Below are 12,223 nucleotides of genomic sequence, written 5' to 3'. Positions count from 1 at the left end.
CTACATGACCGATGCGCGACGCGCCCGATAGCGCCATCCCGCCCGGATCCGGCTCTCGGGCCGGCAGGTCGCCGCCTTCTCCGGACTCTCCTCGCGGCCGGTCCAGCGCACGAGCGGCCCGGCCGACTGCGCCGCCAATTGGGTGCCGCAGGCCCGGTCGAGCAGGATCGCCGCCATCACCGCGTGCGCGAGGTCACGCCCCACAGCGACCATCCCGTGCTGCGGCATAAGACAGGCGGCGGCCGGACCGAGATCGGCGGCCGGCGCGCGACCGAGTTCCGGCGTGCGCACCAGATTCGCCGTCGCGGTGAAACGCGGCAGCCCGTGCTCGGCGAAGAGCACCGCGTCGTGACTGAGCGGACGCAACGGCACGGTCGGCATGTCCCGCCGCCGCGAGCACTCGACTGCCGAGCACCACGGCGTCTACGGGATCCACCGGCTCGAAGTAGTCCGAATCCATAACCTGCCCAACCTTTCTCGAAGGATGGATCGAGCCTTGGCCGGACGGGCCACCACCGAAGGGGTGACAACCGTCGCATTCACCACCCCGGTAAATCGTTCATGTTAGGATCGATCGTATTCAGAATGATAGTTCACTGCGGCGGTAGGCACCGCCCGGAGTAAGGAGTTCCCATGAAGATCCTGGCCCTGGGCGGCGCGGGCGCGATGGGTGCGGTCGCGGTCCAGACCGCGGCGCAGCTACCCGGCATCGACGAAATCGTCATCGCCGACAGGGATCTCGGCGCGGCCGAAAGGCTGGCGCGCCGCCTGGCGGCCACTCCGGTGCCCGTCCGGGCCATTCAGGTCGACGTCACCGATGACGCATCGCTGCGGGCCGCGCTCACCCCGGTCGATCTCGTGCTCAATACCGTCGGCCCGTACTACCGATTCGGCGTGGCCGTGTTGCGCGCGGCCATCGAGACGCACACCCACTACCTCGACATCTGCGACGACTGGGAGCCGACGCTGCGCCTGCTCGAACTCGACGAGCAGGCGCGCGAACACGGGGTGTGCGCGGTGATCGGCATGGGCGCGAGCCCCGGTGTCAGTAATCTGCTCGCCGCCACCGCCGCCGCCGAACTCGACACCGTTCGCGATGCCTACACCGCGTGGCCCTTCGATGTCGACGGCGCCGACGGGGACGCGAACGAGGAGGCCATCCTCACCGCCGACGGTCGTCCGACCGCCGCGGCGATTCATCTGATGGAACAGGCGAGCGGGTTCATCTCGGCGGTACGCGGGGGACAGCTCACCGATCAACGGCCACTCAGCCCGGTCGAATTGCGGCTGCCCGGCGGTCTCGCGGGCACCGCATACACCATCGGTCATCCCGAGCCGATCACCCTGCTGAAATCGCTGAAGCCCAGAGGCAACTCGGCCAATTTGATCGTCATCCGGCCGTGGACGCTGGCCTACCTCGACGCACTGCGCCGTGACCTGGACAACGGCACATTGACCAACGAGACGGCGGCCATCGCGCTCGCCAAACCGGCGATGCGGCGCGCGCTTGGCGCGCTGCCGAAGGCCATCGGCACCCGCGGCCCCGGCACACTGCCGCCGTTCTTCGCGGCGGTATCGGGCAAGAAGGCGGACCGCGACCACATTGTGCTGGCTCGGCTGAACACCACCGGACCGGCAGGCGATCCTGCCGCGACACTGCTCGGCGATATGGCGCGTGCCACCGGTATTCCGCTGGCGCTGGGCATGTCCCAGATAGTCGACGGGTCGGTGCGACAGCCGGGCGTGCACGCGCCGGAGGCGATCATCGACCCCAAGCGGTTCTTCGCCGATCTGAACAAGACCCTCGGCCGCACCGCCGATTCCCCGATCTACCTGGTCGAACGCGAACAGATCGACTGAACGGGATCCGGCACGGCGATCCAGGCATGGTGAGGGGACGCGCCCGTCCGCGAACGTAGGATGGGGCGGGCGCGACGCCGGGTCGCGCGACGAGTGAGAAGGCGAGGCGTTGAACAACAGCGCAGAAGGCGAGGCGTTGGACAGCGCCGAGGACCGCGACGCCGATATCTCCACCCGGACCTTGGTCGAGAGCATGCTCCGCGAGGACGCGACCATCGACGCCAACGAACTCTACGACGTCGCGGGCGCACTGGGCATGTCCGACCAGCAGGTCCGGCTGTGCGTCAAAAGGCTTACCTCGGAAGGCAAGTTCACCCAGGAGGGTCGCGGCCGCAAGGCCGTGCTGCGCGCCACCGCGCGCATGCACAGCGCCATCGAACCCGATGTCGAATTCCTCAGATACATGTACGCGCAGGATCGCGGACAGGCGTCGTGGGACGGTGTCTGGCATCTGGCGGCCTTCGGTGTGCCGGAGTCGGCCCGGCAGGCCCGCGACGCCATGCGCGAGGCGATCGTGCGGCTCGGCGGCGCGCCCATCCAGGGCGGACTGTATGTCTCGGCGAATCCGTGGGAGGACCGGATTCGCACGGCGGCAACCGAATTGGGCGTCGCGAACCATATCACCACCATGACGACCACCGACCTGTCGGTCGCGGATATCACCGCCCCGCGCGCACTGGCCCGCCATCTGTGGCCGCTGGAGCGGATCGCGGCGGGTCACCGCCGCCTGCTCGCCGCCGCCGAGCGGCACCTGCCCGCACTGCGCACCGGCTCGCGCACCGAACATCTGAGTATCGCCATCAGCTTGGCGGCCGAGTTCACCCGCGCCAATGAGCCCGACCCGCTGCTGCCGCCGCAGTTGCTGCCGCAGCCGTGGATCGGCGCGGCCGCCCGCGCGGCGGTGGCCTCCTGCTGGGCGGAATTGCGCAGGGTCGAACCCGATCAGTCGAATCGCCTGTTCCGCTGGTACTCCGACGCGGGTGAGCTGACGCAGGTCTGATCTCGGCGGCGCGTGTCGTGCGACACGTTTCCCCGGCGCGTCGATGAGCGTTTGCTCGATTGATAGCCGTATGGCACAACAGTTTCCGTGACCTCCCTGCGCCGCCGGGACCGGCCTGTCGTGTCGATTTCGTCGAGAAATGCGAAATCCCTTGGGTTACAGACCATTCGGACGGTACCGATCACCCCCCAAGGGGCCGGGGTTCGATATCGATTGCGCACCCGCGCACCGGAACAGCCAGTAGTATTCAGCCTGGCGTTCCACCGGGGGGACTGCCGAAGGTGGCCGTTTCACTCGGGACCGGAGCTCCATCATGGCCTTCCAAATCAGTCGCGATCGTATCGATCAGGCGCCGCGCCGCGCGGGCAGATCCGAACGGGAGGATTGGCAGACGGAATACGGTCGACGACTACGCACCAGCGACGCACTCGTCATCGGCACCGTCATCGCGGTGGCCCAACTCATTCGCTTCGGCGGCCTCAACAATGCCGCACCGCTCAATTGGCCGGGCGACACCCGAATCGGGTACTCGGTTATTTCGATCCTCCTGGCACTGGCCTGGTTCGGGTTTCTCGCACTGGGCAATACCTGGTCGCCGAGCATCATCGGCAACGGCCCCGAGGAATATCGCAGGCTGGTCGCGGCGACAATGCGCCTGTTCGGCCTGCTCGCCATTGCCTCGCTGGTGCTGCGCATCGAATTCGCCAGGGGCTACCTCGCCATCGCGCTCCCCGCCGGAATGCTGGCACTCATCGCCAATCGACAATTCTGGCGGAAATTCGCGGCGCGCCGCCGCCGTTCGGGCCGCTATCTCACCTCGGTGCTCGTCATCGGACGCCGCGATTCGGCACAGGCGATCATGCGCTGCTTCGAACGCGATCCCTCCGTCGGCTATTGCGTGGTCGGGGTCTACACACCCAACGACGCGGGCGCCGAATTCGACGGCGATGGTCCGAATGTGCCGACGATCGGCCTGGAATCCACGGTGGTGCAGGCGGTCCGGTCCACCGGGGCGGATACGGTCGCGGTGGCCGCCACCGAGGAACTCGGCGCGCACGGCATCAACGACCTGCTCTGGCAGTTGGCGCCGCTCGGCATCGACCTGGTGGTCACCCCCGGCGTCGCCGATATCGCCGATCAGCGGCTCACCATTCGACCGGTGGCCAATCTGCCGCTGCTGCATATCGGCAAACCCCAGTACGACCGGGCGAAATCCTTCGGAAAATCCGCCTTCGACGTGGTTTTCGCGGCGGCCGCGCTGCTGGCCGTCTGGCCGGTCATGGCGGCGGCCGCCCTCGCCATCAAACTCACCAGTCCGGGGCCGGTCTTCTACCGATCCGAACGTATCGGCCTCGATGGCGAACCGTTCCATATGATCAAATTCCGCAGCATGTATCAGGACGCGGATCGGAAACTCGATACGCTGCTGAGCGCCAATGAGGGTGCGGGGTTGCTGTTCAAGATGCGCGATGATCCTCGAGTCACCCCCGTCGGCCGGATTCTGCGCAAGTACAGCCTCGACGAATTGCCGCAATTCATCAATGTCATCCAAGGGCAGATGAGCATTGTCGGTCCACGACCACCACTGCGCACCGAGGTGGCGCGCTACGACAGCAAGGTTCGGCGGCGGCTGCTGGTGAAACCGGGCGTCACCGGGTTGTGGCAGGTTTCCGGCCGTTCGGATCTGTCTTGGGATGAGGCCGTTCGACTGGATCTGTCCTATATCGAGAATTGGTCCATGGTGCAGGATCTGCTCATCATCAAGAAGACCATCTCGGCGGTGGCCCGCAGCGAAGGGGCCTATTAGGCCCCCGTATTGGCACGCAATTCGCGGTGCCACACCTCCAGCGAGAGCAGGGTCCAGATGCGGGGCTGCTCGTCGCGCGTGCCCGCCGCGTGCGCATCGAGCAGGCGGCGCACAGCCGCCGCGTCGAAGGTCGAACCGACGAATGAGGAAGGGCCGATGAGCAAATCGAAGGCCATCTCGCGCAGCCCTCCTCGGAACCAGGTGTCCAGCGGCACTTTGAACCCGACCTTGGGACGGTCGATCAGGCCGGCCGGAAGGTGCTGGCGGGCCAACTCTTTCACGATCCACTTGGTGACGCCACCGCGCACCTTCACCGAACTGGGCAGGCGGAAGGCGAGTTCGGCGACCCGGTGATCCAGGAAGGGCGGCCGCAATTCCAGGGAGGCCGCCATGGACATTCGGTCGCCCCGCTCGAGCAGGTTGTCGGCCAGCCAGGTATGCACGTCGGCATAGAGCATGCGGCGCAATGTATCTCCGGTGCCATCGCGATATGGTTCGAGCACGCTGCGATGCGGCGGGCCGCCCAACAGCCGGGCGCGCTCGTGCGAGGAGAACGGCGCGAACCAGCCGCGCATCCGCTCGGCGTAGCTGGGTTCGGAGATGGCGCGCAGAGCGATCGACAGTTTCGCGCCGCGCGCGGGCAGGGATTGCTCCAGTCTGCGCAGCGCGCCGCTCGGCAGCGCGCCCGCCGCCCTGGTGGCGCGCGCGTAGCGGTATTTCGGGTAACCGGCGAAGAGTTCATCGCTACCCTCGCCCGAGAGCACCACCTTCACGTGGGCGCGGGCGAGTTCGGCGAGCCGGAACACGGCGATATCGGCCGGTTCGGACAGCGGGGCGTCGCGATGCCAACTCAGCCTGGCCCAGTCGTCGCGGAAGTTCTCGGGGGTGATGATGGTTTCGTGGTGGTCGCTGCCGACGATCCCGGCGGCAAGACGCGCCCACTGCGTCTCGTCGACCCGCTCGTCGCCGAACGCGGCCGAAAAGGTGTGCAGTCCTTCGCCATTGCGCTGCTTCGCGACCAAGGCGCAGATGAGGCTCGAGTCCACTCCGCCCGACAGGTACGCGCCTACGGGCACGTCGGCGACCAACGCGTCGCGGACCGAGGCGCGCAGCGCGTCATCCAGGAGTCCGACCGCTTCGCGCGGCGCGACCCGCAGCGTCTCCTGCGCCGACGGCAAGGTCCAGAACGGTTCGATCCGCAACGTGCCATCGGCGCGGACCACGAGGTGGTGCCCCTGCGGCACCTTCCTGACCCCGGTCAGGAAGGTGTAGGGGGCGGGCACCGAACGGTGGGCCAGGAAGTCGTGCAGGCTCGCGGTGTCCACGCGCGGGGAGTCGAGCACCGGCAGCAGTGCCTTGATCTCCGAGGCGAAGGCGAAGACGCGATCGGTGGCCCAGTAGTAAAGCGGAAGAATGCCGAGTCTGTCGCGGAACAGGTGGGTTTCACCGGTGCGGGCATCGTGGATGGCGTAGGCGAATTGGCCACGCAAACGGGCCACCCCTGCCGCACCGTAGCGCTGGTAGACAGCGAGCAGCACCTCGGTGTCGCCGCTGGTGGTGAAGGGATAGTCGAGTTGGGCGCGCAGTTCGCGGTAGTTCAGGATCTCGCCGTTGAAAGCGATATGCGTGTGCTCCCCCGCGCCCGCCATCGGCTGCGCCGACCCTTCCAGATCGATGATCGACAGGCGGGTGTGCGCGAAACCCACCGAGCCCGAACACCATACGCCGTGCGCGTCGGGGCCGCGATGGTGCAGCCGACGGCCCATCTCGGCGAGCAGCTCCGGATCGACAGGTGCGCCGTCGAAACGACGGATGCCGACTACTCCACACATATCTTCTCCCCTTCGGCCGATCGCCTCCGCATCACAGGGTAGTCGGGGTCGGCCCACCTCGCCGCGCGAATACGACTGGGGCCGTTGCCAATTGCGAGGTCGATTCGAGCGTCCCGACCGATCGGATCGGTTTCGCGGACCATCGGTGCGAATACTCGTGGGGCACGGCGGTCCGATGGATCGTTCACGAACGCGGGCCGATCCGGGACGGTAGGGTGGCATCCGTTGTCGGGAAGTTCGGGGCGCGTGCCGAAAGGGGCGATCGTGAGCCTTGGCTGGTATCTGCGACGCCTTCGCACCATGGACGGTGCCGAAATCCGCTGGCGGGCCGGAGTATCCGCGAGACGGGCGATCTCGCGTCCGAGGACCTGGGATGCCGCGGGCGCCAAGCTGTTCGGGCGAACACCGCCCGATTGGGACGCCGCGCTGCGCGAGTTCAGGGCGGGTGTCGGTCGCCCCGTCCTGCTCGATCGAGCGCGGGCCGAGCGCATCGCCGCCGCACATCCGACCGCGACCAAGGCGGTGATCGACGCCGCGGAAGGCTATCTCGACGGCGAAGTGCGGCTTCTCGGGTATCCGCCTGCGGCCATCGGCGTCGAGATCGACTGGAACTACGAGCCGCTGTCCGGAACACGGTGGCCCGCCATCGATTCCGAACGCATCGACCATCGGACCGCCGCCGGGGATCCCAAGTGGATCTGGGAGCTCAATCGATTGCAGCACCTGCCCTGGTTGGCGCAGTCCTGGTTGTTCACCGGGGAGGAGCGATTCGCCGAGGCGGCGTTCGCGCACCTGGATTCCTGGATGGATCAGCAGCCGCCCGGCATCGGTATCGCCTGGCGCGGCGGTTTCGAGTGCGGACTGCGCGCGACATCGATCGCCATCGCGCTCCAAGGCTTGCGCGACTCGAAATCTCTTACGGTGCAGCGCTATGCCCGCTTGATGACCCTGCTCGCGGAGAGTGCGCGACGGTGCTGGACATGGCGTTCACTGCACAGCTCGGCCAACAATCACCTGATCGGGGAGATGACAGGGCTGGCCGTCGTGGCTGTCCTGCATCCGGAACTACCCTCCGCCGCCCGCTGGGAGCACGACGCGCTCGAACTGCTGGTTCGGCATGCCGACCGGCAACTGCTACCGGACGGTTCCGGTGCGGAGCAATCCCTCGCGTATCAGGTGTTCACCGCCGAGATGCTGTCGGTGGTGTACGCGCTGCTGGTTCTTCGCGAAGGCGATCCGGGCGTGGCATCGGCCGGCGCGGACAGCGCGCCGCTCGATAGCGGCACGGTCCCCGTGTTCGCACCGGGCACCGGCGCGTCGGCCGAGTCGCTTCGTGCCGCGATCGTGCGGAGTTCGCGGTATCTCGCACAGCTGGTGGGCGACGATCCGCAACCCCGCTACGGCGACGACGACGGCGGGTTCGCCCTGCGTCTGGGTCCGGAGGACGTTCGGACGGTGCGGGAGCATCTGGGGATCGCGCAGGCCCTCGCGCCGGAACCGCAGTCCGCTCGGATCGCGACGTCGACGATGGCGGCGCACTGGCTGCGGATCGCCCTCGGCTCGCAATCCCTTGCGGCACTGAAACCTCCGGGCAGCTTCGCGGCCATGGACAGCGGCCTTGCGGTGCTGCGCTCCGGACGGCGGCGCGTGAGCATGGATATCGGAGCGCTCGGCTACCTGTCGATCGCCGCGCACGGCCATGCCGACGCACTCGCCGTCACCCTCGCACAGGACGGTGCGGAACTCATCGGCGATCCGGGGACCGCCAGCTACTACCCGGAGCCGAACTGGCACACCGTGCACCGAAGCAGTCGAGTGCACGCCACGGTGACCGTGGACGGACTCGACCAATCGGTGGCGGGCGGCCCGTTCCTGTGGACCGACCATGCCCGCGTCCGGGTGCGCTCGGTAGATCTTCAGCGCGGTGTCATCGATGCCGAACACGACGGGTACCGGCGGCTGGTCGAGCCGGTCACCCATCGCCGCTGGCTCATCGCACCGCCCGATGATCGCGTGCTGACGGTCGTCGATCTGCTGTCGGGCAAGGGAATTCACACCGCACAGCTCTCGTGGCCGCTGCATCCCGCGCTGGAGGTCGCCCCGATCGCCAACGGGCACCTCGTCACCCGCGACGGCACACCGGCCCTCGCCATCGGCTACGCGGGCACCTCCCCGCCCGCGACGAATCAGATACGCGGCGACGAGCAGACCGACCTCGGCTGGTGGTCGGAACGTCTCGAACAGCGCAAACCCTCCTGGCTCATCGGCGCACTGTATTCCGGCGCACTGCCTTTGGTCACCATCACAGTCCTTGTCCCCGACCGTGCCACGCCCCTGCGCGACCTCGGCATCGCCCATATCGGCACCGAGATCCGCGCCCAATGGACCGATGACGCGCCCCGCGCCCTCGTCATCGACACGGCCCGCGACGGCGCGGTGCACCTCAGCACCCCTGATCGATGAATGCCCGCGCGTATCCGGCGGTTTGATACACATACGACCACGCCCAGTACCAGGGCGCGAGATCCTCCTCGCTCGGCACCATCACCAAATCGCCCGCGAAGCACCGTTCGAGGATGTAGCGAGCACGGGACAGGTGCGGACGCATGGTGATGACAATGACCGTGTGCCAACCCCGTTCGGCCGCCAACTGCCGCAGGACGCGACCCTCCCCCACCGTCGTCGATGGATCCGGCGCGAAACACTCGAGGGTGAAACCTCGCTGCGGCGTGTGGCACGGCTCGCGCACCTCATCGATATCGGTGTCCTCGCCATACGGATTCGAGAACAGTACGTGGTCCGCGTATCCCTCCCGCGCCAAGCGCAGCCCGAATCCGTATCGCTGCACTCCTTCACCACCGAGCACGAGTATCGCGTCCGCCCGGCGCGGCGAATCCAACTGCGGCCGCACGTAGACCGGATATCCGGCCCAGAACAGGACCGCGCACATCGCCACCGCCGCGGCGGCGATCCACCACCGCTTGCGCACCCGATCGACCATCGCCTAGACGTCCCCGATCGGGAAGATCCACTGCCACACAGGAGAACTCGCCGCTGCCCGCACCACAAGCACACCGACGACGCTACGCGACCGGATCAGACCGAGCGGTCCCGCATGGGTGCCGCCCGAAGACCTGCGCATGGCCGGAGCGAAGGCGGAGGTACGCCAACGAACACTACCGGCGAAGCCGTCCGCAGACCCGCGCATGGCCGGAGCGAAGGCGGAGGTACGCCAACGGGCGCTGTCGGCGAAGCCGTCCGCAGACCTGCGCATGGCCGGAGCGAAGGCGGAGGTACGCCTATCCTTTGACGAAGCTGACCACTCGTCCCGCCGCGTGGGTGATTCTGGTTTGGACGCGCTGCTTCATCGGGTGGATACGACGCAGCCCCTCGGGAAAAGCGCTGAGCGCGAGAATGATCGCGGCCGCGCGGAGGGTTCGGCGCTGCCCGAAGGCGGCACGGGCGGCGCGCAACGCCGCCGCGTCGTCGCGGGCGAGCAGCGCGCGTTGTGCGCGACGCAATTCGGTCCAGTAGCGGAAGGTGCGCAGCGTGTGGTCCAGGGCGGCCTGTTCGCGCGGATCGGTCGGGTCGGCCCACGAGAACGAACGCTCGAGTTCGGCGACGAAGGCATCCACTTTCTGCGGGTCGCGGGTCATGGAGTCGCCGCGCAGCCGGAAGCGGGCCAGGCGCTGCGGCAGGATCCGAATATCGTAGGAGCCGACCATGCGGATCCAGATGACGACCGATTCGTGCAATTCCGCACTGCCGCGGTCGTATCCGCCGACCGCCTGCCACGCCTCGCGGCGGATCGCTGCGGTGTAGTAGGGCACCAGTCCGCCGAGCAGATCGGTGAGCGTGAGCCGCCGCGCCGGATCGGGTCGCCGCTTCACATTGGTGGAACGGTAGTAGCCGACCGGGAGTTCGGCTCCTGAATCGTCGAAGCGCACCGCATCGCAGCCGACGGCGTCGATACCGGGTTCGCCTGTCAGGACGCGTCCGATCACCTCGCAGAAGGTCGGCAGCACTTGGTCGTCGCTGTCGAGCACGACGAAGTACTCCCCGGTCGCGTGGGCGGCGGCGGCCATGACACCCCCGTCGTAGCCGCGGTTCTCCTGACGGACCAGTCGAATTCGCGCATCCTCGGCGTAGGAGCCCACAATCGCGGCGATCGGCTCCGACATCCCGTTGTCGACGACGACCAGTTCCCAGTCCGGATTTGTCTGCGCGACAACCGATTCGATGGTGTCGCGCAGGTAGTCCTCGGTCTGGTACGCGGTCGTGAGAAAGCTGAAGGTCGGCATCGACTCACCACCCGATGCCGAGATAGCCGGGCCGCAGCCGTCTCTCGGCCGCACCGGGCAGCCGCACCAGATCGATGACCGTCCGATCCGGCGCGATGCCGTCGATCGCCGCCACCACCTCGGGTTCGGCGGTGCCCGCGACGAAGACCTCGCCGTGCGCGACCACGGCCGCGATATCGTCGGTGAGCAGGTCGCCGAGGTGCGGCAGGCGATCCTCGATGAAGGCGCGATTGGCGCCCATGAGGCGCGAAAGCGCCACGTGCGCATCGTAGATGCGCACGTCGTACCCCTTGCCGATGAGCCGCTCGGCGAACTCCACCATCGGACTCTCGCGCAGGTCGTCGGTGCCCGCCTTGAACGACAGACCGAAGATTCCGATCCGCCTGCGCCCCAACGACATCACCAGTTCTACTGCGCGCCGCAACTGGGCCTCGTTGGAGGCCAGTACATTCTGCAGCACCGGCAGCTCCAGATCGTGTCGGCGGGCCGTGTGCGTCAGCGCGCGCACATCCTTGGGCAGGCAGGAGCCGCCGAAGGCGAAGCCGGGGCGCAGATAGGCCGGGCTGATATTGAGTTTGGTGTCGGCGAGGAAGATATCCATCACGGCGTGCGAGTCGAGGCCGAGTTCGGCGCACAGCGCGCCGATCTCGTTGCCGAAGGTGACCTTGAGAGCGTGAAAGCTGTTGTCCACGTATTTGGTCATCTCGGCCACGGAGATGGGGACCAGGAAGCGCGGGCCGGGCAATCCGGCGTAGAGAGCGGTCATCTGGGTGCCGGTCCGCTCGTCGCTCGCCCCGATGACGGTTTTGGGCGGATTCTCGAAATCGCGGACACTGCTGCCTTCGCGCAGGAATTCCGGATTCACGCACACGCCGAAATCCATGCCCGCTGTTTTCCCGGAGGCTTGCTCGAGAATGGGGATGAGGATATCGCCGCAGGTGCCGGGCACCATGGTGCTGCGATAGGCGACGATATGCCAGCCGTCCTTGTTCGCCAGCGCCGCACCGATCTCCGCGCTGACCCGCTCCAGGTACTGCGTGGACAGGCTACCGCCCGACCCCGATGGCGTACCGACGCAGATGATCGAAATATCGGTCGTGAGAACAGCTTTCGCCACCTCCTCGGTGACGGTGAGCCGACCGGCGGCGACCATCTCTGCGGTCAGCTCGCCGATGCGCTCCTCGACCACCGGGGCGCGCCCCTGTCGGATGAACTCCGTCTTCTCGGGATTGACGTCGACGCCGACCACCGAATTGCCGCGCGCGGCCAGGCAGGCCGCCGAGACACATCCGACATAGCCGAGACCGAAGACGCTTATCGCCATCTCGCTGCGCTGATTCCGCACATCCATCTTGCCCACCCGCCGGGTTATGTGATCGCCGCTGTGTTGTTTTATACCAACGTGTTCGGCGAATTGTTCGCG

General features: G+C 67.3%; 10 protein-coding genes. 4 read left to right on the top strand and 6 right to left on the bottom strand.

Annotated features, from left to right (window positions below; all coding sequences use genetic code 11):
• Positions 1-381: a class II aldolase/adducin family protein gene (locus D5S18_RS14395; protein ID WP_120041163.1), complete on the bottom strand. Its 381-nt coding sequence runs from the start codon at positions 379-381 to the stop codon at positions 1-3.
• A 252-nt stretch (positions 382-633) separates the two neighbouring features.
• Here D5S18_RS14395 and D5S18_RS14390 point away from each other — a divergent pair, with 252 nt between their 5' ends.
• The 3 genes from D5S18_RS14390 to D5S18_RS14380 all read left to right on the top strand — a co-directional run bounded on the left by D5S18_RS14390 (position 634) and on the right by D5S18_RS14380 (position 4,667).
• Entirely contained in the window at positions 634-1,860 is a 1,227-nt protein-coding gene (locus D5S18_RS14390; protein ID WP_120041161.1) for a saccharopine dehydrogenase family protein, read from the top strand.
• A 193-nt stretch (positions 1,861-2,053) separates the two neighbouring features.
• Positions 2,054-2,860 carry a PaaX family transcriptional regulator C-terminal domain-containing protein gene (locus D5S18_RS14385; RefSeq protein ID WP_120041251.1) on the top strand — a complete coding sequence of 269 codons (807 nt, stop codon included), beginning with the start codon at positions 2,054-2,056 and terminating at the stop codon, positions 2,858-2,860.
• Between the two features lie 313 nt (positions 2,861-3,173).
• Complete coding sequence (locus tag D5S18_RS14380; RefSeq protein ID WP_120041159.1) at positions 3,174-4,667, top strand: sugar transferase; 1,494 nt, start codon at positions 3,174-3,176, stop codon at positions 4,665-4,667.
• Here D5S18_RS14380 and asnB read toward each other — a convergent pair.
• The gene (gene asnB, locus D5S18_RS14375; protein WP_120041157.1) at positions 4,664-6,499 is read right to left on the bottom strand and encodes an asparagine synthase (glutamine-hydrolyzing); all 1,836 of its coding nucleotides are present in this window, start codon (positions 6,497-6,499) and stop codon (positions 4,664-4,666) included. The two genes, D5S18_RS14380 and asnB, sit on opposite strands and share 4 nt — an antisense overlap.
• Before the next feature lie 264 nt (positions 6,500-6,763).
• On the opposite strand from asnB, the gene D5S18_RS14370 reads away from it, so the two are divergent.
• Positions 6,764-8,962, top strand: a complete 2,199-nt coding sequence (locus tag D5S18_RS14370; protein ID WP_147403958.1) for a heparinase II/III family protein — start codon at positions 6,764-6,766, stop codon at positions 8,960-8,962.
• Here the strand turns inward: D5S18_RS14370 and D5S18_RS14365 are convergent.
• The 4 genes from D5S18_RS14365 to D5S18_RS14355 are packed head-to-tail and all read right to left on the bottom strand — an operon-like array spanning position 8,943 to position 12,151.
• Entirely contained in the window at positions 8,943-9,500 is a 558-nt protein-coding gene (locus D5S18_RS14365) for a YdcF family protein (protein WP_239003765.1), read from the bottom strand. The two genes, D5S18_RS14370 and D5S18_RS14365, sit on opposite strands and share 20 nt — an antisense overlap.
• A 3-nt stretch (positions 9,501-9,503) precedes the next feature.
• A complete protein-coding gene (locus D5S18_RS34440; protein WP_147403957.1) occupies positions 9,504-9,773 on the bottom strand; it encodes a hypothetical protein in 270 nt (89 codons plus the stop codon).
• A gap of 25 nt (positions 9,774-9,798) precedes the next feature.
• Positions 9,799-10,800 carry a glycosyltransferase family 2 protein gene (locus D5S18_RS14360; protein WP_120041153.1) on the bottom strand — a complete coding sequence of 334 codons (1,002 nt, stop codon included), beginning with the start codon at positions 10,798-10,800 and terminating at the stop codon, positions 9,799-9,801.
• Positions 10,801-10,804: 4 nt separating this feature from the next.
• Entirely contained in the window at positions 10,805-12,151 is a 1,347-nt protein-coding gene (locus tag D5S18_RS14355) for a nucleotide sugar dehydrogenase (RefSeq protein ID WP_203236740.1), read from the bottom strand.
• Positions 12,152-12,223 lie beyond the last annotated feature (72 nt).

Source organism: Nocardia panacis (genome assembly GCF_003598715.1).
Classification (GTDB): Bacteria; Actinomycetota; Actinomycetes; order Mycobacteriales; family Mycobacteriaceae; genus Nocardia; species Nocardia panacis.
Note: the sequence above shows the minus strand (reverse complement) of the source record. Positions and strands in the feature narration are given on the sequence as shown.